We start from the raw sequence: 20,846 nt of genomic DNA, 5'->3' as shown, positions 1-20,846 counted from the left end.
CATCGGTCTCGTGTTATGGGCCTACTGCCAGGGGCTCTGCGTTCCGTCGTACTCCTCGAAGACCAGCCAGGAACGGGTCGACAACACTCCGGCGATGCGCTGCACCCGGTCCAGCACCACGTCCCGCAGGGTGGCGTTGTCCGGTGCCCGGACCAGGGCCAGCACGTCGTGCTCGCCGCTCAGGAGCGCGACGTGCTCGACATAGCGGACCCGGGCCAGCTCGGCGGACACCTCCCGCCAGGTGTTCTGCTCGATCGTCAACGCCATGTACGCCGACGTGCCCAGCCCGGCCGCCTCGGGTGCCACCTGCGCGCGGAATCCGGTGATCACGCCGTCGCGCAACAGTCGCTCCACCCGGGCGTACGCGTTGGTGCGGGAGATGTGGATCCGTTCGGCCAGGGTGCGCACCGACGTGCGCCCGTCGCGGACCAGCTCGTCGAGGATCCGCCGATCCACCTCGTCCAGAGGGCGTGCCGATCGTCCCGATCCGGCTGCCGGGGCTGCCCCGTCTGCGGCCTCCTGGCTCACCGATACGACCTCCGTATGCCAACCGTCCCGCGTTCGGCGTGGATCTTGAGTCAATCATCCGACAGGAGGAAGCATAGGCCCACAACACGTCCCAGGAGGTTCCGCCGTGACGACCACTCCCCAGGCGGTCCGCAGGGCATCCCCGCGCACCCGTCGGGCGGCCACCCCGCCCGACCCGGCGCGCCCGCTGCTGCCGGACGCCGAGCCCGTCCGCCTGCTCGACGAGCACGGCACGCCGCTGCCCGCCCGCACCGACTACCCGGAGCCGCCTGTCGAGGCGCTGCGGGAGATGTACCGCCGGATGGTGCTCGGCCGCCGGTTCGACACCCAGGCGACCGCGCTGACCAAGCAGGGTCGGCTGGCCGTCTACCCGTCGTCCCGGGGCCAGGAGGCGTGCCAGGTCGGCGCGGTGCTCGCGGTCCGAGACACCGACTGGGTCTTCCCCACCTACCGCGAGTCGATGGCGCTGGTCGCCCGGGGCCTCGACCCGGTCGAGGTGCTCACCCTGCTGCGCGGCGACTGGCACTGCGGCTACGACCCGGCAGCGGTACGGACCGCACCGCAGTGCACCCCGCTCGCCACCCAGTGTGTGCACGCCGCCGGGCTGGCCCACGGCGAGGCGTACCAGGGGCGGGACACCGTGGCGCTGGCCTTCATCGGCGACGGCGCCACCAGCGAGGGCGACTTCCACGAGGGGATCAACTTCGCGGCCGTGTTCAAGGCGCCGGTGGTCTACTTCGTGCAGAACAACCGGTACGCGATCAGCGTCCCGCTGTCCCGGCAGACGGCCGCGCCGTCGCTGGCGTACAAGGGCGTCGGCTACGGCGTGCCCAGCGAGCAGGTCGACGGCAACGACCCGGTGGCGGTGCTCGCCGTGCTCACCCGCGCGGTCGCACACGCCCGGGCCGGTAACGGGCCGTTCCTGGTCGAGGCGCACACCTACCGGATGGAGCCGCACACCAACGCCGACGATGCCACCCGCTACCGGGACGGCGCCGAGGTCGACGCCTGGCGCGACCGGGACCCGATCGCCCGGCTGGAGACCTACCTGCGGGCCCGCGGGGTCCTCGACGACGCGGCGGTCGCCGACATCGCCGAGCAGGCCGAGGCGTACGCGGCGCAGCTGCGGACCCGGATGAACGACCAGCCCACGGTCGACCCGCTCAGCCTCTTCGAGCACGTCTACGCCGAGCCCACCCCGCAGCTGATCGAACAGCGCGAGCAGGTCCGCGCCGAGTTGGCCGCCGCCCGCGACGAGGAGGGTGACGCCTGATGGCCACCACCATGGCGAAGGCGCTCAACGCCGCGCTCGCCGATGCCCTGGCCGCCGACGAGCGGGTCATGGTCTTCGGCGAGGACGTCGGCCAACTGGGCGGCGTCTTCCGGATCACTGACGGCCTGCAGGCCCGATTCGGCGAGAACCGCTGCTTCGACACCCCCCTCGCGGAGGCCGGCATCGTCGGCTTCGCCGTCGGCCTGGCCATGTCCGGGCTGCGGCCGGTGGTCGAGATGCAGTTCGACGCGTTCGCGTACCCGGCCTTCGAGCAGATCGCCTCGCACGTGGCGAAGCTGCGCAACCGGACCCGGGGCGCGCTGAGCGTGCCGATCGTCATCCGGGTGCCGTACGCGGGTGGGATCGGCGGCGTGGAGCACCACTGCGACTCGTCCGAGGCGTACTACGCGCACACCCCCGGCCTGAAGGTGGTCACCCCGGCGACCGTCGAGGACGCGTACTCGCTGCTGCGCGAGGCGATCGACGATCCCGACCCGGTGGTCTTCATGGAGCCCAAGAAGCTCTACTTCGCCAGCGCCGAGGCGGCGCTGCCGGCGACCACCGAGCCGTTCGGCCGGGCGGTCGTCCGGCGGCCCGGCCGCGACGCCACCCTGGTGGCGTACGGGCCGGCGGTGCCGGTCGCGCTGGAGGCCGCCGAGGCCGCCCGCGAGGAGGGCTGGGACCTGGAGGTGGTGGACGTACGCACCATCGTGCCGTTCGACGACGCCACCATCACCGCCTCGGTCCGGCGTACCGGCCGGTGCGTGGTGATCCAGGAGGCGCCCGGCTTCGCCGGTGTCGGCGCGGAGATCGCCGCCCGGGTGCAGGAGCGCTGCTTCCACGCGCTGCACGCCCCGGTGCTGCGGGTCGCCGGGCTGGACATTCCGTACCCGGCGCCGATGCTGGAGCACACCCACCTGCCCGGGGTGGACCGGGTGCTCGACGCGGTGGCCCGGTTGCAGTGGGACGACCAGCCGGACGCGCGTTGGCTGGCGCAGGGCAGCGCGGCATGACCACGGTCGAGCGGACGCAGGTCTTCCTCCTGCCCGACCTGGGCGAGGGGCTGAGCGAGGCCGAGATCGTCGAGTGGCGGGTCGCGGTGGGCGACGTGGTCACGGTCGACCAGAGCGTGGTCGAGGTGGAGACCGCCAAGGCGGTCGTCGACGTGCCCTGCCCGTACGCCGGCCGGGTCGTCACCCTGCACGGCGCGGCGGGCGAGGTCCGCCCGGTCGGCCAGCCGTTGATCACCATCGCGCCGCTGGACGGCGGCGACGAGCCGGCCGGGCACGCCACCTACCGCGAGGAGGAGCGGGCCGGCTCCGGCAACGTTCTGATCGGGTACGGCACCGGGCACGGCGGCGGCACCCGGCGTCGGCGTCGGCCCCGACTCGCGCTGGCCCCCGAGCCCACCGACGCCGCGCTCGCCGACACCGTGCCGGGCGGCGTTCCCGGCCCGGCCCGTGCCACCGACCCGGCCACCGGCGGTGCTCCGGCGCGGCCCACGACGACGGCCGATTCGACCCACCCCCCGGCTCCTCAGGTCATCTCGCCGATCGTCCGGCGGCTGGCCCGCGAGAACGGCGTCGACCTGGCCGCGTTGCGCGGCACCGGACCCGGTGGGGTGATCCGCCGCGCGGACGTGGAGGCGGCGCTGGCCGTGCCCGCCGCTCGGCTCGCCGCCGTGCCGGACCCGCACGTGGCGCTGGCGCCCACCGGGGACGGCGACGTGATCGTCCCGCTCACCGGAGTGCGCAAGGTCATCGCGGACAAGCTCTCCCGCAGCCGGCGGGAGATCCCCGAGGTGACCATCTGGGTCGACGTAGACGCCACCGGGCTGCTGGAGACGCGGGCCGCGATCAACGCCGCGACGCCGGACGCCCCGGTGAGCATCCTGGCCCTCCTGGCCCGGATCTGCCTCGCGGGTCTGCGCAGGTTCCCGCAGCTCAATGCCCGGGTCGACACCGAGGCCCAGCAGATCGTCCAGTCCGCCGGGGTGCACCTGGGCATCGCCGCGCAGACCGACCGGGGCCTGCTGGTCCCGGTGTTGCGCGACGCCCAGCGGCTCACCACCGCCGAGCTGGCCGCCGAGCTGACGGCCACCACCGCGGCGGCGCGGGCGGGCACCCTGGCGCCGTCTCGGTTGACCGGCGGCACGTTCACGCTGAACAACTACGGGGTGTTCGGCGTGGACGGCTCCACGCCGATCATCAATCACCCGGAGGCGGCACTGCTCGGGGTGGGCCGGATCGTGGACAAGCCGTGGGTCGTCGACGGGCAGCTCGCCGTCCGCAAGGTGACCCAGCTCAGCCTCACCTTCGACCACCGCGTCTGCGACGGCGGCGTGGCCGGCGGCTTCCTGCGGCACGTCGCCGACTGCGTGGAGCGGCCGGCGCTGTTGATCGCCGCCGTCTGACCCGGCGTACCCCGGCCCCGGCGCTGCCCTGTGCGGCGCCGGGGCCGGGCGGCGTCCGGGGTTTCCGGCACCCGTACGCGGGAAGTCGCCCCCGGCGTGGTGCGTCGTCGCGTCGAAGGGGGCCGGGCCGTGTTGTACGAGGTGCTTCCCAGTCACGTCCGCGAACGACGCCCCGCCCTGGCCGGCGCTCCGCTCTACTGCAACGCGCTGGAATACGGCCTGACCGGCGACGGCGCGACCAACGACCAGCCGGCGCTGGCCGCCCTGGTGGACCGGCTCGGTGCCGCCTACCTCGCGGACGGCCGCGCCCGGGTCATCTACTGCCCACCGGGTATCTACTCGATCCGCGACGCCGGCACGGTGTGGCGCAGCGGCGTCTCACTGATCGGGGCCGGGTCGGCCGCGACCCGCTTCCTGCTCAGCAACGAGGGCAACCGGTCCGATCCGACCCCGCTGGCGTTCTGGACCACCCTTCAGCACGGTGCCGACCGAGGCCGGCACATCGCCGACTGCACCTTCGCCGACTTCGAGATCGACGGCTCCGGCGTGGCGATGGCCGAGTACAACTACCTGGCCAAGGGCCTCGGCCTTCAGTACGTGGTCCGGGGAGTGTTCCGCAACCTCTACATCCACCACACCGCTGCCACCGGGCTGGGCTGCGATTTCCTCCAGGACAGCCTCATCGACGGCGTGGTGGTGGTCGGCTGCGGCCGCCTGGACAACGGCGAGCAGATCGGCGGCGCTGGGATCGGCGTGGGTATCGGCGGTTGGGGAGCGGTGGAGCGGTTGACCATCGCCAACTGCACCGCCCTGGCCAACGGCACCAACGGCATCTTCCTCGAACTGCAGAAGGATTACTGGGCCCCACCGCGCGGCTACCGGATCATCGGCTGCCACAGTCAGGGGAACCGGTTCGGCATCTCCGACTGGGGCGCGGACGGGTTGATCGTCTCCGCCTGCACCATGACCGGCAACCTGGAGACCGGCTTCGACGTCTCCGCGCGTGGCACCTCCGGCGTGGCCGGCAGTGGCGGGCTGCTCACCGACTGCGTGATCGACGACAACATCCGGGACGGCGTCAGCCTCGGCAACACCGCGGGCCCGTATACCGTCCGAGGTAACCGGATCAGCGGAAACGGTCAGCACGGCTACCGCTCCCACGACCTCGGGCGTGGCTACCAGGGCCCGATCCGGGACATCGTGATCGAGAGCAACGAGTTCTGGGGCAACGGGCTGGACGCGATCCGCATCGACCATCCGATGATCGACGCGGTGGTGTTGAACAACCGGATCCGCAACAACGGCCGGCAGTACGCACAGGCCGCCGGCGGCACCGGCGAGAACGTCCGCTACAACGAGCGGTCCCTGGTGGACCGGGGAGCGAACTGGGCGCACGACGGACACCGGGGCAAGGTGCTGCGGGTGGGCAAGGCGGTGGCGATGGTCGCCTCGAACAGCGGCGACGAACTCACCCTCGCCCCGGTCCGTCCCGACGCACTGACCGGGTGGAGCGGATCCGTTCCTCCGCCGGGCCACCGGTACGACCTGTCCGCGGCCCCGGAGCGGCGTGCCGGCATCACCATCGACGCGGTGTTCGACTCGGCCACCGTCCGGGGCAACCGGATCTGGGACAACCACGAGACCCCGACCCAGACCCACGGGCTGTGGATCACCGACCGGGGCAGCTGCGTGGACTGCCGGGTCGAGGACAACGACCTCGTCGGCAACGTCAGTGACGGGTTGCGGCTGGACACCCCGCCACTGGGCGGGCGCTGGCGCGACAACCACGACGACAGCGACTGGGACTGACCGGAAGCCGGCGGCGGCGGCCGGGAACACCGACCGCCGCCGCCGGGACCTGATCAGCCAGCCAGACCCGCCACCGGGTCGGGATCCAGCACGACCTGGGCCGTGCCGGTCTGCGGCGGTACGCCCGGGTCGGTCGGCGCGTCGGTGTACTCCGCCACGAAGACAGCGGTGAGGTTGTCCGCACCGCTGTGGCCGCCGTCGACGAAGGTGGGGATCGAGCCGGTGCAGCCCGTCGACGTGGACAGCGGGTGCCCGTGCTCGTCGTGGCCGAGCACGTACGTGACCCGCACCCGGGAGCAGTCCACCGGCAGGTCGTCGGTGACCCGCACCTCGTACGCGACCGTCTGCCCGAACTGGAAGGGCTGCCCGGCCACCGGTGCGACGAACTCGACGATCGGCGCGCGTGGCCCGATCAGCAGCGGCAGCGTCGCCGCGGCGGACCGACCGGTACGGTCGGTGACCTTCACCGTCGGGTTGTACGAACCGTTGGCCTGGTAGGTCCAGGTCGGGTTCGGGGCGGTGCTGTCCACCGAGCCGTCCGCGTCGAAGTCCCACGCGTAGCGCAGCGGGTCACCGTCCGGGTCGGTGGTGCCCGCGCTGGAGAAGGCGACGGTCAGCGGCGCCTGTCCAGCGGTCGGGGTCGCACTGATCTTCGGGATCGGCGTCCGGTTGCCCCGGACGAAGTCGATCCGGGACAGCTGGGCGTCCGGGTTCTCGGCGAAGTAGCCGTCGCCGTACTCCAGCACGTAGAGAGCGCCGTCCGGTCCGAACTCCAGGTCCATCGGGTTGTCCACCACCGTCGTGGGCACCACCGGCCGGATGTCCTGCACGTCGCCGTCCTCGTCGAGCCGGAACTCCTTGATGTAGTCTCGGGTCCACTCGTAGAACAGCGGCACCCCGTCGTAGTAGGCCGGCCACCGGGTACGGGAGGTGCTGGTCCCGTCGTAGTCGTACGCCGGGCCGCCCATCGGCCCGATCCCACCGGTGCCCAGCTGCGGGAACTCACCGGAGGCGGCGGACGGGTACCAGACCTGCGGCGCCTCGACCGGCGGCAGGATCCGCTTGCCGGTGTTGTGCGGCGAGTCGTTGACCGGCCGCTTGCAGTTGAACTTCGGACCGGACAGGCCGGTGGCGAAGTCGTAGTCGCGGTACGGCAGGGTCGGCGTCAGGCAGTACGGCCAGCCGTAGTTCGCCGGCTTGTCGATCAGCATCCACCGGCCGTGCCCGGCCGGCCCACGCTCGGGGTTCGAGGCGGAGGCGTCCGGCGAGTAGTCGGCCAGGTAGACGTTGTCGGTGCGCCGGTCGACGGCGAACCGGAACGCGTTGCGCAGGCCCATCGCGTAGATCTCCGGGCGGGTCTGCGCCGTGCCCGCCTTGAACAGGTTGCCGGCTGGAACCGTGTAACCGCCGCCAGCCTTGACCCGGATGCGCAGCAGCTTGCCGCGCAGGTCGTTGGTGTTGGCCGAGCTGCGCTGGGCGTCCAGCGCCGGATGCCGGTCGGCCCGCTCGTCGATCGGGATATAGCCGTCGGAGAAGAACGGGTTCGTGTCGTCACCGGTCGACAGGTAGAGGTTGCCCTTGCTGTCGAAGTCGATCTGACCGCCGACGTGGCAGCAGATGCCCCGATCGGTGGGCACGTCGATGATCTGCTGCTCGGTGCTGAGGTTCAGCCTCATCCCGTCGAGCTTGAACCGGGACAGCCGCAGCGCGCCCCGGAAGCGCTGCCAGTCGGCCTCGGTGCCGACCATCGGCGCGTCCCCCTCGTTGACGTCCGGGGTGGCCGGGTCGTCCACGGGGGTGTTCATCGGTGGCGAGTAGTAGAGGTAGACCCACTTGTTCTGGGCGAAGTTCGGGTCGATGGCGACCCCCTGCAAACCCTCCTCGTCGTGCTCGTACACCGGGATGTCGGCAGCCAGGGTGTTCAGCCCGGTACGCGGGTCGTGAATGCGGACCTCGCCGGTGCGGGAGGTGTGCAGCACTCGCAGGTCGGGCAGGACGGCGAGGCTCATCGGCTCGCCCGGGAAGTCGTTCAGCGTCACCTTCTGGAAGCTGCTGTCCGGCGGCGCGGCGGCCGGCGCGGGCGCGGCGGTCGCCGCGGACGGCGGCACGGCCAGGCCGGCGGTCACCAGCAGCAGGGCGGACAGGAATGCGGTCCTGTTCATCAGGTAGTCCCCCGAGTGGTGGTCAGTACCGGAGTGAAGCGAGGTATTCGAAGCCGACCCGGGCGGTGTCCAGGGCGTCGGCGGGGGTACGCGGCGCGGTGCCCGCGTCGTCGCGTTCCACGATGTACTCCTCGAGGCCGGCCTCCCGTTCGTGGGCGAAGATCCGGCCGAAGTCGATGACGCCGTCACCGAGGTCGGCGAACCCGCCCTCGACGTCGAGATCCTTGACGTGCACCTGACGGATCCGGCCACGGTTGGCCCCGATCACGTCGACCGGGTCGTGCGCGCCCCGCCAGGTCCAGTACAGGTCGAGTTCGAAGTGGACCAGCCGGGGATCGGTCTGCCCGGTGAGGATCTCGAAGCCGGTCGACCCGTCGGTCAGCGGCACGAACTCCAACTGGTGGTTGTGGTAGCCGAAGTCCAGTCCGGCGCGCTCGGCGAGCCGGCCGGCCTTGTTGAGGTCGCGGGCCAGAGCGCGGTAGACGGCGGGGTCCCGGTAGGGCCGGCCGCTCGCGTCCCGACCGAAGTACGGGTGCACGATCTTCTGGGAGCCGACCACGTTCGCGTCTTCCAGGGCGCGCTCCCACGCGGCGGCGTCGAACGGCTGGGGGATGCCGGTGTGCCCGGAGGTGGCCCGCAGCCCGGCCGCGTCCAGCGCGGCCCGGAACTGCGCGGCGGTACGCCCGACGAAACCGGCGTGCTCCACCCGCCGGTAGCCGATCCGGCGCAGCTCGGCGAGGCTGCCGGGCAGGTCGGCGGCGAGCTGGTCGCGCAGGGTGTAGAGCTGGATGCTGATCCGGTCCACCGGCACTCGGCGCCGGCCGTGCGAGTGCCCGGCCGACGCGGCGGCGGGACCGGCGAGCAGGCCGGCGGCGCCGACCGCGGCGGCGGAAACGGTCGCCGCGCGGAGCACGCCGCGCCGGCTGACCGGCCCGGATGCCGGTAAGGGCTCCGCCGGGGAGGTCTGTCGATCCATGGGGGTGGTCCTTTCCTGACGGCGTGGTGCGCCGCCGGTGGCGGGTCGACCGGCTGCCACCGCCGGGCGCGCCGAACCGGCCGGACCGAAGATCCGGCGGGACGATGACGGACGGCGCGCGGGTGCGGCCCGGACCCATCGGGAGCGGAGCGCGGCGACCCGGCAAGGCGGCGGCGGGCTGATCGACGAATGGGCAACTTTCTATCTGATTCGGGACCCTACCCTTGCCTCCGGACGAAGGCAAAGCTTCGTCCCGACCGGCAGAAGTTTCGCTGCTGCCGACAAAAGTCGGCCCCCGAGGTGCGCCAGCGGCCCGAACTCCCCACGTGCCGGCCCGCCGACGGTGCGCGCGGGCGGCCCCGCCGACCGCCGGTCGAGCCCGACGACCGCGTTGGCCGCCGACCCCACTCGGCGGCGGCGTCGCTGGTCGCCGGTCGAGCTGGACGGCGGCGGTGGCCGCCGACGCCACTCGAACCAGGATCGAGTGGGGTTGTTGCGTTGTCGAGGCCACTACTTCCTGGATCAAGCGCGATCTTGCCCGCGGCCCGCGGCCCGCGGCCCGCGGCCCGCGGCCCGCGGCCCGCGGCGTAGCCGGGGGGAAGGCGCGCAACTGTGGACGTACGGGCGAGTCGGCGCGGCACGGCTCGGACGGGACGTTGCGGCAGCGGCGGGGTGGCGACGGTCGGAGTGGGCGGGTGGCACCCATTCAAGGGCGGTCGAGCCGTTGAGGCGCAGTATCGGAAAATGCGCCGATAAATGCGCCGCCGATTATTTCCGAATGGCCTGGACGCCTCTGTCGAGGCAGCGAGAATGTGGCAGAGGGAAGTCGAAAACGGGGGGACTGAACATGACGTCGAGGCGGCGATTGACGCTGTTGGCGGTAACCATCGCAGCCGCACCGCTGATCCTGGGTGGGTGCACAGCCGACCGGGACGCAGGGGCCGGATCGGGCAAGGCACGCCCCGCCCCGCCGGAACTCATCGTGACGCCGGGTGACAAGACCCGGGAGGTGCCGGTCAGCGCCGAGGTGGGCACCTCGGTCAAGGGCGGACGGATCACTGCCGTACGGCTCACCGACGACAAGGGCACGCCGGTCAAGGCGGAGCCCCGCGAGGACGGCTCGGCCTGGGTGCCGAACGCGCCGTTGCAGCCGAAGCGGACGTACACCGCCGAGGTGACCGCGACCGGTGACCACGGTGCCACGACGACCCGCACCACGACGTTCACGACGATGGCCAAATCCAGTAAACCGGAGATCACCAGCACCCTCTATTTCGTCGGTAATCGGACGTACGGCACGGCGATGCCGGTAACCGTGGCGTTCGACCCGGGAATTCCGAAAGAGGCCAGGGCGGATGTCCAGCGTCGGTTGTTCGTAAAGACGAGTCCGCCTCAGCCGGGTGCCTGGTCGTGGCTGGACGACGGTAGTCAGGTCTATTACCGGGCGCCCGATTTCTGGAAACCGGGCACCACGATCAGCGTCCGGGCCGGATTGCAGGGGCTGCCGATCGGCAAGGACCGGGTCGGCGACGCCGAACACAAGGCGACCTCCACGATCGGCAAGCAGGTCTCGCTGGAGATCGACAACGCCACCAAGCAGATGACCGTGCTGCGGGACGGCAAGCAGGTCCGTCGTATCCCGGTCAGCCTCGGCAAGTCGAGCACGCCCAGCTCCAGCGGCAAGATGGTGATCATGGAGAAGCACGAGCGGACCACCTTCGACACGCGCGGTGAGCCGAACGGCGGCTACGTGGTCGACGTGGACGACGCCCAGCGACTCACCTGGGGTGGTGAGTTCATCCACTCGGCCCCCTGGTCGGAGGGGGATCAGGGCTACACCAACGTCTCGCACGGCTGCGCGAACGTCTCCGCGACGGCGGCGGACTGGTTGATGGGGGTGACCCAGGTCGGTGACCTGGTCACCGTGAAGGGCACCGAGGTGCCACTGCAGGCTGGCAACGGCTGGACGGCGTGGAATGTGAGCTGGGACGAGTACATCAAGGGCAGCGCCCTGCCGGTGCCGTCCGGGCTCCGGCCCGCGCCGGTCGCCCCGGCACACCCGGGTGCGGTGGCCGGCGGATCGCCCGCCCCGGCGCCCTCGGTCAGTGGCCGCTGAGACAACGCCGACGCCCCCGGGCCGGTCCGCCATCGCGGCGGGCCGGCTCCGGTCGCTGAAGCCAAGGGGTACGCGGGCCACCCCGGCCCATCACGGCGGGCCGACTCGGTCGCTCAGGCCAGGGGTACCCGGGCCACCCCGGGGCCGGTGAGGCTGCCCAGCCAGAGCTGGTCGTCGTGCTGGCGTACCCCAGTGATCATCGAGTAGGTCCCGGTGGGGCCGTGCAGCGTCCGGAGCACCGCGCCCGTGCCGTCGACCAGCGCGACCAGCCCGTAGCGGCGTGGTTGCGGCTGCATCGCGTCGGGCAGCAACGCGGCGAGTTGGCGCAGTCGAGGGTACGGCAGTAGCCGTTCGGCCACCGGCACGCGCGGGCTGGGCAGCGCGATCCAGTACGTCCCGTCGCCCACCGCGGAGAGGTTGTCGGGATAGGCCGGCAGGTCGGCGAGCTCTCGGACCCCGCCGCCCAGCTCGACGCGGAGCAGCCGGTGGGTGGTGGTCTCCACCAGCATCAGCGCGGACTCGTCCGGGGTCAGCGCGATGCCGTTGGGGAAGTACAGCCCCTCGGTCACCACCTCGGTACGCCCGCTGGCCGGGTGGTGGGCGAGCACCCGACCGTTGGGGCGGTGCTCCAGCAGGTCCCGCTTCCAGTGCGAGACCGGGAACCGGTCGGAGGAGTCGGTGAAGTAGATGGTGCCGTCGCGGGCCACCGTCGCGTTGTTGGCCAGGTGCACCGGGGGCGCCGTCCCGGTCAGCTCGCGTACCGCGCCGTCGGGCGTGACCCGCAGCAACCCGCGGTACGCGTCGCAGACCACCAGCGCCTCGCCGCCCGGGTCCAGCTCGATGCCCAGTGGTCGGCCACCGGTCTCGGCCAGCAACTGAGGACGGGTGCCGGCGGGAGCGTCCGAGGGCCACCACCAGAGCCGGCCGTCCTCGTCGCCACTGATGACCCGGCCGCTCGGGTCGACCAGCACGTCCTCCGGGCCGACGGCGCCGTCGGGCAGCGGCAGCAGGTCGACCTGGTCGAGCCGGAGATCGGTGGCGGCCCACGCGCCGGTGAGCGGAGGAGGCACGGTGGGCGCCTCGCGGACGGGCCGGATCAGCCGGGGCGGTCGGGGCCGGGGGATCAGCATCGGCTCATTCTCCACCGCCGACCTCGACTCGGCCCGGAGCACGCGCTGAGCTGGGCCTCGGGGGACCCTGGCCTCCACCCTGAGGGGGATCGGGGTGGCCTCGGGGTATGCCCCCGGACGTACCCGGAATCACTCCGCCGAGGGGCGAAACTGTCGGTGGTGGCGGATAGATTCGTCAGCATGAGAGAGCGCAGCGACCGGTTGGACGTGCAGGTCAGCGTGGGTGACCGGGTGGTCCAGGTGCGGGTTGTCGGCGAGGTCGACATCGCCACCGTCGCCGCGTTCCGGTCCGCGTTGTGGTCCGTGCCGGCCCGTCCGGTTATTCGCCTGGAGCTGTCCGAGCTGCGGCTGCTCTCCGCGGCCGGGGTGCGTGCTCTGCTCGCCGCGCACCTGCGCGTCCGGGCCTGCGGTGGTGAGCTGGTCCTGGTCGATCCGACTCCGGTGGTGGCCCGGGTGCTGCGCGCCACCGGCCTGCACCGGGTGATGCCGGTGCTGGAGTCGGCCGGGGCGGTCGAGCCCGAGCGCAGCCCGGCGGTCATCCCCACACACCTGGCGCTCGCCGCCTGACCGTTCAGCGTGGGCGCTGCCGCGCTGCCGATACTCCGGGTGGACGTGCAGCAGCCTGGCCAGCGTCCCAGGTCCGTGCGCGGGGCCGCCGGCGTGCGCCGGCGACCCCACGGAATTCGGTCAGCGCACGCCGAGCAGGTCGACGACGAAGATCAGCGTCTCGCCCGGCTTGATGACGCCGGCCGCGCCACGGTCGCCGTACCCCAGGTGCGGCGGGATGGTGAGGCGGCGCCGGCCGCCGACGCGCATGCCGGCCACGCCCTGGTCCCAGCCGGCGATGACCTGGCCGCCGCCGAGCGGGAACTCGAACGCCTCGCCCCGGTTCCAGGACGAGTCGAACTCGCCGCCGGTGGAGTGCGACACGCCGACGTAGTGCACGCTGACCAGCTGGCCCGGCTCGGCCTGCGGGCCCTCGCCCACGGTGATGTCCTCGACCACGAGGTCGGCCGGCGGCGCACCCTCGATCGGACCCACCTCGGGCTTGCCCGATCGGGCGCCTGCTGCCTGGTTCATGCGGGGATCTCCTGCCGTGTTGGGTGATGTGTCCGGTCACCTCGATCCTGCCGGATCGCACCTCACCGATGTGCGGCGGACCCGCCACCTGGCCGAGGACGCCCCGGACGCCTCGGCGGGCGCCACCGGATGGTGACGCCCGCCGAGGGCCGGTGCGGGGGAGTCTCAGCGCAGCCAGGGCATCCGCTGGACGATCGGCAGCCGCGCCCAGAATCGCCCGAGGCCGCCGGTGTCGCCGGCGTTGACCAGCGCCAGCACCACCAGCACCGCCGCGTAGACCAGGTGGTCGTCCATGAAGGGATTGGTCTCCGGGGGCAGGACGGCGGTCCACATCAGGACCAGCAACACTCCACCGGCCGCGGCGGCGACCCGCAGGCCGATACCGAGCAGCAGGGCGACACCGATTCCGGCCAAACCGGCCATGAACAGCCAGTCCGCCCAGGCGGCCCCGGCGATCCCGGTGTACACGTCCTTGAACGGTCCGGCCACGCCGAAGGTGAGGAAACCCTTGGTGGGGCTGCCACCGTCGATCCAGGCGTTCTTGGCCTCGGTGGCCCGTCCCAGGCCGAACAGCTTGTCGATGAACGCCCAGAGGAAGATCCAGCCGAGCGCCAGACGGGTGCCGGCCAGGAGGTACCGCACGGCCCTCTCCCGGGGGGTCTCCGCCGCCAAAGCGGTGGTGTCGGCGGTCATCCGGTCGATCGTCGCGGTCATGGTCTCCACGTCCCTTCGTGCCTCGCACCGCGCTTCCCGGTGGCATCTCCAGTGGACGCCCGCCGCGCGATCGGCGGCAGGGCCGACGGACCGCAACGGCCCGGGACCTTCGACCCCTCGGGCCCGGCTCGGCGGCCCTGACCACGGCTACGGCGTCCGCGGGGTGGATGAGGGTTTCCGGCCGCCCGGGTCGCGCGCTCGCCTAGGCTCGGAAACGGCCCCGACCAGCCGGCTGATCGGGGCCGTTTGCACAGCTCAGTGGCCGATGCGGGGGCGCCGGATGGGCGAGGCGACGATCGCGGTGCCGCTCTGGGCCTGGGCGGCCGTCGGCACGGTGATCGCCGTGATGCTCGCCGTGGACGTGCTCGCACACCGGGACAACCACGTCATCGGGCTGCGCGAGGCGCTGGCCTGGAGCGCCGTCTGGATCAGCGCGGGCCTGCTGTTCGGCCTGGTCGTCTGGTACGGCCTCGGTGGCGACCCGGCCATCGCGTACTTCTCCGGCTACCTGCTGGAGAAGGCGCTCTCGGTGGACAACGTCTTCGTCTTCGCCCTGCTGTTCGGCTATTTCCGGGTGCCGCCGGGCTACCAGCACAAGGTGCTGTTCTGGGGCGTCGTGGGCGCGCTCGCGTTCCGCCTGCTGTTCATCTTCGCCGGAGCGGAGCTGCTGGAACGGCTCACCTGGGCCGGGTTCGTGCTGGGCGCGTTCCTGATCTGGACCGGCTGGCGGTTGGCCGTACGCGGAGAACCGGACGTCGACCCGGAGCGCAACGTGGTGGTCCGGCTGTTCCGGCGGGTGGTGCCCACCGACGCCCGGTACCACCGGGACCGGTTCACCGCCCGGGTCGCCGGCCGACGCCGCGCGACGCTGCTGTTGGTGACACTGGTCGCCATCGAGGCCACCGACGTGGTCTTCGCCATCGACTCGGTGGCGGCGATCCTCGCTATCACCACCAACACCTTCCTGGTCTGGACGGCCACCGCGTTCGCGGTGCTGGGACTGCGCAGCCTGTACTTCTGCCTCGCCGGTCTGTTGCGGCACTTCGGTCACCTGCGCTACGGGCTGGCCGTGCTGCTCGCGTTCGCGGGTTTGAAGCTGATTCTGGCCGAGACGCCGGTCGGCAAGCTGCCGGTCTGGTTGACCCTCGCGGTGGTGGTGCTGATCCTGGGCGTCTCGATCGCCTCCAGCGTCCTGGCCGCCCGCCGGTCCGGCGACTGACCGCCCGCCCCGGCCGGGGCGTCAGTCGGTCCGCACCGGCCGGGCCAGCTGATCGGCCAGCAGCGCGGGCGCCTCGGCCAGGGACGGCCCGTACCAGGTGAGGTGTCGCCCGGACAGCAGCGCGCACGGTACGCCGGGAAACGCCTCCGGCCCGTCCTCGGCGGTGAACCGGTACGGCTCGTCGGGCAGCACCACCAGCTCCGGCTCGACATCGCGCAACTCGGCGAGGCTGTGGCGGGGATACCGCTCGGGGTGCTGGTCGTAGGCGTTGACCACGCCGAGCCGGCGCAGCATGTCGCTGGCGAACGTGTCGCCGCCGAGCACCACCCATGGTCGACGCCAGACCGGCACGATGGCGCGGCGTGCCGCTGCCAGCCGGGGTGGCTCGGCCCACGCCCGTCGGGCGTCCCGTAGCCAGGCCGGCTCGGTCGGCGCGCCCAGCTCGGCCAGCAGTTCGGCCAGCTCGGTCAACGCGCCGGGGACGGTACGCGGATAGGTGACCCGCACCGGTACGCCGGCGGCCCGCAGTGCCTCGGCGTCCTCCCGGCGGTTCTCCTCCACGTTGAGCAGCACCAGGTCGGGCCGCAGCGCGCGGACCCGGTCCAGATCGGGGTACTTCGTCCCGCCGACCCGGGCCACGTCCAGCCCGGCCGGGTGGCTGCACCAGTCGGTGGCGCCGACCAGCACTCCCGGCAGGGTCAGCGCCACGGCCTCGGTCAGCGACGGCACCAGCGACACGACCCGCACTGCGCGTACCTCCGTCCGCCCGTCCCGGTACCGATCATGCCGGTCCGGTCGGGTCGGCGCGGGTCAGGGTCGGCCGGGCTCGATCCGGGCGGTCACGTCGAGGTGGGCCGGTTGGCACCCGGCGGTCGCGGCGAACCGGAGCACCGCGGCGCGGACGTGCTCGCGTACCCCTGCGGTCGGGGCGTCGGCGGTCAGGTCCATCCGGATCCAGACGTCGGGGCGCGGCGGGGCGCCGGTGAGCACCACCCGGGCCTGGCGTACCCCGGGATCGCCGGCCAGGTCGCGTTCCAGCGCGTGGGCGAGCACCTCGGCGGCGAGCCGGGTGCGGCCGGGGCCGTGCCCGGTGCGGCTCAGGGTGCCGCGCAGCACGCCCGTTGGCCCGCGTAGCTCGCGGGCCAGCAGCCGCTGACCGGCGAGGGCGAGCAGCACCCCGGCGACCGCAGCCGCCAGGGTCGTCCACGGCGCGGCCAGCCGCCACCGTTGCAGCAGCCCGCCGTCGAGCACCATCGCCCGGGGGTCGCCAAAGGGCAGCAGGTCGAAGCTGACCGCCAGCGCGGCCGTGCCGCCCGCCACCAGCAGCAGCGCGACGATGGTCCACAGCAGTCGGTGCGCGGCGTCGCTCATGCCGGCCGCCGCAGGGGTAGCAGGCGAACGTCGATCCGACCGGTCCTGGGCGCGGCGAGGCGGTGCAGCTCCTGGTGCACCGCGAACTCGACCTCGGCGCGGGCGGCCGGGTCGCCACTCGCGCGTACCCGAGGGTGCCACTGGGTGCCGCGCCGACGGATCCGGACCCGGGCCCGGCGTACGCCCGGCACGGCGCCGGCCGCGTCGGCCAGCCGGCGCTCCACGCAGCGACGGTGCAGGTACCAACCGTCCCCCTCGTCGACGCGCAGCCGCAGCGGCGTCCAGCGGCGCAGTTGGGCGACCAGGACGGCCAGGCCGACCAGCACGGCCGCACCGGCCGCCGCCCGGACCGTCGGGTCGCGCCACCGGGTGCTGGTCAACGCGTCGTACCAGCCGCTCTGGTCGAGCAGTGGCGTCGGCCGGCGCAGGGTCACCAGCAGCGACTGGACGGCCAGCAGCGCGCCGCCAACCAGCAGGGCGGCGGCCAGCAGCAGCGAGGCGACCCGGTTGACGGTCCGCATCTCAGTCCTCGGCCCGGCGGGTCGTGGCGGCCCCGAGGGTGTCGACGCCGGGGACGAGCAGGTCGTCCACCGTGACGGTCACCGACGCCACGGCGAGCCCGGTGTCGGCGGCCACCCGGTCGGCGACCGCCGTCCGCACGGCCTCGGCGACGGCCGGCACGCTGTGCCCGTACCGAATGATCAGCCGTAGGTCCACGGTCACGGACCGGTCGTCCGGGCGGACCGTGGCGGGGCGGACGTCGGACACGCCCGGCACCCGGCCGGCGGCGTCGACCGCGATCCGCGCGACGTCCGCCGGGTCGGCGGCGGCCGGGGAGTACGGGCGGGCGGTCGTCGACACAGCGGAGCCGGACTGTGGTCGCGACATGATCACCTCCCGGTCGGGTCGGCTACCGGCGATCCCGCTGGATACACCTGAGGCCAGCGCCGGAACGTCGACCGACTGTGATCCCGGTCACACCGACGCGGTAGTGCCGGAACGCGGCTCGTCATGATCGACCACCTAGACTCGGCCCGGCTCGACCGACCGGCGGATGGATCAGGCACATGACGAGCACCGGCACCGACTCCCGCGGCTGGCTGCGGGCGGCGTCCGCCGATGACGCCCTGCTCACCCGCGCCGGCCATCGGGTGTACCCGGCACGTCGGCTCAGCGACCTGGTCCAGGGACGCCCGCCGGGTGTCACCGGCAGCCAGTGGAGTTCGGCCAGCCAGGCACGCTTCGACTTCGTGCTCTGTGCCGCCGACAGCGGTCGGCCGGTGGTCGCCGTGCAGATCGGCCCGGTCCCGCCCGCCGGCTCGGCGGAGCTGCGCGCGGAACGTCTCAAGGAGGCGGTGAGCGCGGCGGTCGGGCTGCCGGTGCTGCGGATCGGTTCGCCCACGTTGCGCGCCGCCGAGCACGGCCAACGCCTGGTGGAGTACGTGATCGCCGCGCGCGACTACGCGGCGGGCGGCGCCGTGGCGTCCGGTTCCGGGGACGAGCCGCCCCCGGTGGGCTTCCGGGACATTCTCGGCCGCCTGCCGGACGGGCGCACCGGACCGGTCAACGACCTCGGCGCGCTGGCTCGCGCGGCGGCGGTCGAGGCGTACGTGGGTCGGCGGCTGGCCGACCCCATCGTGCGCGGTCTGCACGTGCGCTGGGCGGACGGCCCGGCGCAGGGATGGAGCTGGGTGCAGGTCCGCCCCGACGCGTGCCTCGTGGAGCGGGTCTCGGTGACCGAGCACCGGTTCTCCTGCGGCATCGACGCGGCGCGGCTGGCCGAGGATCTCGCCACGGTCGCCATCGGGGAGCGGCTGCGCGCCGAGCAGCCCGCCGAGTCGGACCTGCTGCCGCGTGCCGAGCTGACCGCGGAGATCGTCGCGCTCAGTCAGCGCCGGCGCGAGTTGGTGGGCGGCTTCGCCTTCGACCACCTCTGCGTCGACTGAACGGCGTACCCGTCACTCCCTGACACCGTTTCGCACCGGCTGACCCCGCTCCACGTGGGCTTTTCCCCCTGCGCGCCGATTCTCGGCAATTTCCTGTGGATCGGTTGAACCTTCGCGTCCACCGTCCCGTACTCCTGCGCGAATGAACAGGATCTCCCCATCCGCGTCGACCGGACGCGGGAGACGGTACGGAAAGGGCATCGTCGGCAGTCGACACATCACCGGGTAGGTCGTGGTGGCCGCTGCCGAAGCGTGCCATCTCAAATCCGTCGGTCCGCCGAGGGCAGGAATCCACTACCGGATCGAGAAGGAGAGCAATTCGATGCGCAGGTCCACTCGGGCGCGCCGGTCATCCGGCAACGCGCGGAGCAAGCGTCTGCTGGCCGTTGTCGGCACGCTCGCGGTCTTCGGCGGAGTCGTCGCCGTGACCCAGATTTCGTCGGCCCAGGACCGGCGGACGAACAAGCCCCGACCGGCCGCCGGACAATGTGTGGAGCCGAGCCCGGGCGCGACCGCGCCGAGTGGCGACGGATCGACCACCCGGACCTGGCAGAACGGTCGGTGGGTGCGCAACCACTGGGGTGACGGGCAGCAGTCGGTCCCCGAGTGCGAGGACGGCAAGGACGGCACGGTCGGCAGCGGCTCGGCCGTCGCCTGCCCGGACGTCGCAGCCAAGCTCCCGCAGGTGCCCGCTCGGGCCCGCACCGAGGTGGACCGCAACCTGGCCCAGATGCAGGCCCAGATCGCCGAGGCCGACAAGCGGTTGGCCGCCGACGGCAGCAAGGGTGAGGCCTTCATCCGCAGCGCGATCCTGCAGCCCCTGGCCGCCAAGCGACGCGCCTCGCTGGACCGGATCACGACGGCCATCGACCGGGCCGGGCCCCGACCGCAGGGTCTGGCGCAGCTCGCCGAGTGTCAGGTGCAGCCGACCGGCAACAACGGTGGCGGCAGCAACGGTGGCGGTAACACCGGCGGTGGCAACAACGGCGGTGGCAACACCGGCGGTGGCAACAACGGCGGTGGCAACAACGGCGGCGGTAACAACGGCGGTGGCACCGCCCCCGGCTCCGGGCTCGGCGTACTGGCCAACGACTGTGACGAGAGCCGCCTGCAGCCGCACGACGGCTTCCAGATCGGCAACCGCTGCGTGAGCACCGAGTTCGGTGAGGTCGGCGCCGCCGCCAACAACCCGTCGCTGCTGATCACCCAGTTCCCCGGTCAGATCGGCCGCAACCAGGCCTTCACCCTGCGGGTCAGCACCCGCAACCTGATCCGGGACCGCTTCCTGGCGGCCGGTCAGGGCGGGTACTACGTGGAGAGCTCGCTGCTCAACGACCAGGGTCTGGTCCGGGGCCACTTCCACACCGCCTGCCGGATGTTGGACAGCCTGACCACCCCGCCGGAGCCGCAGGAGGTGCCCGCCTTCTTCGTCGCCACCGAGGACGGGCGCGGTGGTGCCCAGCCGGACGAGGTGACCATTCAGATCCCGGGCCTGCCGGAGTCGGGCACCGCCCAGTGCTCGGTCTGGGCCGGTGACGGCTCGCACCGACTGCCGATGATGGAGCGGGCGAACCAGACCCCGGCGTTCGACTCGGTGCGGATCACGGTCAACTGAGCGGGAGTCAACCAACGGCGGCCGGTCGCCCGGGGCGTACAGCCCGGGTGGCCGGCCGCCGACACATCTGACGGGGCCACGCCGTTTCCGGCGGGACCCCGTCTCGTGCGTCGTACGGTCAGCGGCCCTTGTACGCCTCGACGACCTCGACCGGGATCCGGCCCCGCTCGGAAATCTTGTAGCCGTTCTTGACGGCCCATTCCCGGATCGCGCGGTTCTGCTCGCGATCCATTCCCGCGCCGCCGGGTCGCCCCGGCCGGCGCACCGTCCGAGCGTTCTCCACCGGCCCCCGGCCGATCCGCCGGCCCGCATTGATGTACGGGTCGAGCGCCTTACGCAGGACGCCGGCATTCTCATCCGAGACGTCGATCGTGTAGGCCACGCCGTCGAGACTGAACTCGACTGTCCGGTCGGCCTTCCCGCCGTCGAGGTCGTCGGTCAGTACCGTGATTACTTTTCTCGCCATTGCCGATTACTCCCTGTGTGTGGCGGGA

Annotated in this window: 20 protein-coding genes; 9 read left to right on the top strand and 11 right to left on the bottom strand. The window is 72.6% G+C overall.

Annotated elements, in window-relative coordinates; genetic code table 11:
• Positions 1-21: 21 nt before the first annotated feature.
• Complete coding sequence (locus ACFQGL_RS25370; RefSeq protein ID WP_377514941.1) at positions 22-528, bottom strand: Lrp/AsnC family transcriptional regulator; 507 nt, start codon at positions 526-528, stop codon at positions 22-24.
• Positions 529-634: 106 nt separating this feature from the next.
• Here ACFQGL_RS25370 and pdhA point away from each other — a divergent pair, with 106 nt between their 5' ends.
• From pdhA to ACFQGL_RS25350, 4 genes are all read left to right on the top strand, one after another.
• Complete coding sequence (pdhA, locus tag ACFQGL_RS25365; RefSeq protein ID WP_377514940.1) at positions 635-1,801, top strand: pyruvate dehydrogenase (acetyl-transferring) E1 component subunit alpha; 1,167 nt, start codon at positions 635-637, stop codon at positions 1,799-1,801.
• Positions 1,798-2,814, top strand: coding sequence for an alpha-ketoacid dehydrogenase subunit beta (locus tag ACFQGL_RS25360; protein WP_377514955.1), 1,017 nt, complete (start codon positions 1,798-1,800; stop codon positions 2,812-2,814). The genes pdhA and ACFQGL_RS25360 overlap by 4 nt, the downstream gene beginning before the upstream one ends.
• Positions 2,811-4,214 carry a dihydrolipoamide acetyltransferase family protein gene (locus ACFQGL_RS25355; RefSeq protein ID WP_377514939.1) on the top strand — a complete coding sequence of 468 codons (1,404 nt, stop codon included), beginning with the start codon at positions 2,811-2,813 and terminating at the stop codon, positions 4,212-4,214. The genes ACFQGL_RS25360 and ACFQGL_RS25355 overlap by 4 nt, the downstream gene beginning before the upstream one ends.
• Positions 4,215-4,343: 129 nt before the next feature.
• Positions 4,344-6,023, top strand: coding sequence for a right-handed parallel beta-helix repeat-containing protein (locus tag ACFQGL_RS25350; RefSeq protein ID WP_377514937.1), 1,680 nt, complete (start codon positions 4,344-4,346; stop codon positions 6,021-6,023).
• Between the two features lie 53 nt (positions 6,024-6,076).
• On the opposite strand, the gene ACFQGL_RS25345 is transcribed toward ACFQGL_RS25350, so the two are convergent.
• Together ACFQGL_RS25345 and ACFQGL_RS25340 are read right to left on the bottom strand one after the other, a co-directional pair.
• Entirely contained in the window at positions 6,077-8,185 is a 2,109-nt protein-coding gene (locus ACFQGL_RS25345) for a PQQ-dependent sugar dehydrogenase (protein ID WP_377514936.1), read from the bottom strand.
• Positions 8,186-8,207: 22 nt separating this feature from the next.
• Positions 8,208-9,161, bottom strand: coding sequence for a sugar phosphate isomerase/epimerase family protein (locus ACFQGL_RS25340; RefSeq protein ID WP_377514935.1), 954 nt, complete (start codon positions 9,159-9,161; stop codon positions 8,208-8,210).
• An 847-nt stretch (positions 9,162-10,008) separates the two neighbouring features.
• On the opposite strand from ACFQGL_RS25340, the gene ACFQGL_RS25335 reads away from it, so the two are divergent.
• On the top strand, positions 10,009-11,277 hold the full coding sequence (locus tag ACFQGL_RS25335) for a L,D-transpeptidase (protein WP_377514933.1): 1,269 nt from the start codon (positions 10,009-10,011) through the stop codon (positions 11,275-11,277).
• A gap of 113 nt (positions 11,278-11,390) precedes the next feature.
• Here ACFQGL_RS25335 and ACFQGL_RS25330 read toward each other — a convergent pair whose 3' ends face one another.
• Positions 11,391-12,407, bottom strand: a complete 1,017-nt coding sequence (locus tag ACFQGL_RS25330; RefSeq protein ID WP_377514932.1) for an SMP-30/gluconolactonase/LRE family protein — start codon at positions 12,405-12,407, stop codon at positions 11,391-11,393.
• A 180-nt stretch (positions 12,408-12,587) separates the two neighbouring features.
• On the opposite strand from ACFQGL_RS25330, the gene ACFQGL_RS25325 reads away from it, so the two are divergent.
• Complete coding sequence (locus ACFQGL_RS25325) at positions 12,588-12,974, top strand: STAS domain-containing protein (RefSeq protein WP_377514931.1); 387 nt, start codon at positions 12,588-12,590, stop codon at positions 12,972-12,974.
• Positions 12,975-13,094: 120 nt separating this feature from the next.
• On the opposite strand, the gene ACFQGL_RS25320 is transcribed toward ACFQGL_RS25325, so the two are convergent.
• Complete coding sequence (locus ACFQGL_RS25320) at positions 13,095-13,487, bottom strand: FKBP-type peptidyl-prolyl cis-trans isomerase (RefSeq protein WP_377514929.1); 393 nt, start codon at positions 13,485-13,487, stop codon at positions 13,095-13,097.
• A gap of 165 nt (positions 13,488-13,652) precedes the next feature.
• Positions 13,653-14,210 (bottom strand): hypothetical protein, encoded by a 558-nt coding sequence (locus ACFQGL_RS25315; protein ID WP_377514928.1) that lies wholly within the window; start codon positions 14,208-14,210, stop codon positions 13,653-13,655.
• A gap of 286 nt (positions 14,211-14,496) precedes the next feature.
• On the opposite strand from ACFQGL_RS25315, the gene ACFQGL_RS25310 reads away from it, so the two are divergent.
• Positions 14,497-15,420, top strand: a complete 924-nt coding sequence (locus ACFQGL_RS25310) for a TerC/Alx family metal homeostasis membrane protein (protein ID WP_377514954.1) — start codon at positions 14,497-14,499, stop codon at positions 15,418-15,420.
• 21 nt (positions 15,421-15,441) lie between these two features.
• Here ACFQGL_RS25310 and ACFQGL_RS25305 read toward each other — a convergent pair whose 3' ends face one another.
• The 4 genes from ACFQGL_RS25305 to ACFQGL_RS25290 form a co-directional block, all read right to left on the bottom strand.
• Complete coding sequence (locus tag ACFQGL_RS25305) at positions 15,442-16,167, bottom strand: helical backbone metal receptor (RefSeq protein ID WP_377514926.1); 726 nt, start codon at positions 16,165-16,167, stop codon at positions 15,442-15,444.
• Positions 16,168-16,230: 63 nt separating this feature from the next.
• Positions 16,231-16,791: a hypothetical protein gene (locus ACFQGL_RS25300; protein ID WP_377514925.1), complete on the bottom strand. Its 561-nt coding sequence runs from the start codon at positions 16,789-16,791 to the stop codon at positions 16,231-16,233.
• Positions 16,788-17,312, bottom strand: a complete 525-nt coding sequence (locus ACFQGL_RS25295; protein WP_377514924.1) for a DUF6286 domain-containing protein — start codon at positions 17,310-17,312, stop codon at positions 16,788-16,790. Before ACFQGL_RS25295 ends, ACFQGL_RS25300 begins: the two co-directional genes overlap by 4 nt.
• Position 17,313: 1 nt before the next feature.
• Positions 17,314-17,679 carry an Asp23/Gls24 family envelope stress response protein gene (locus tag ACFQGL_RS25290; RefSeq protein ID WP_377514922.1) on the bottom strand — a complete coding sequence of 122 codons (366 nt, stop codon included), beginning with the start codon at positions 17,677-17,679 and terminating at the stop codon, positions 17,314-17,316.
• A gap of 179 nt (positions 17,680-17,858) precedes the next feature.
• On the opposite strand from ACFQGL_RS25290, the gene ACFQGL_RS25285 reads away from it, so the two are divergent.
• The gene (locus ACFQGL_RS25285; protein ID WP_377514921.1) at positions 17,859-18,737 is read left to right on the top strand and encodes a DUF2726 domain-containing protein; all 879 of its coding nucleotides are present in this window, start codon (positions 17,859-17,861) and stop codon (positions 18,735-18,737) included.
• 322 nt (positions 18,738-19,059) lie between these two features.
• Positions 19,060-20,352 carry a hypothetical protein gene (locus ACFQGL_RS25280; RefSeq protein ID WP_377514919.1) on the top strand — a complete coding sequence of 431 codons (1,293 nt, stop codon included), beginning with the start codon at positions 19,060-19,062 and terminating at the stop codon, positions 20,350-20,352.
• A gap of 118 nt (positions 20,353-20,470) precedes the next feature.
• On the opposite strand, the gene ACFQGL_RS25275 is transcribed toward ACFQGL_RS25280, so the two are convergent.
• The gene (locus ACFQGL_RS25275) at positions 20,471-20,818 is read right to left on the bottom strand and encodes a histone-like nucleoid-structuring protein Lsr2 (protein WP_377514918.1); all 348 of its coding nucleotides are present in this window, start codon (positions 20,816-20,818) and stop codon (positions 20,471-20,473) included.
• Positions 20,819-20,846: the final 28 nt, after the last annotated feature.

It is taken from the genome of Micromonospora vulcania (genome assembly GCF_042658605.1).
Taxonomy (GTDB): Bacteria; Actinomycetota; Actinomycetes; order Mycobacteriales; family Micromonosporaceae; genus Micromonospora; species Micromonospora vulcania.
The sequence above is the reverse complement of the archived record's forward strand: the minus strand, read 5'-3'. Positions and strand labels throughout refer to the sequence as shown.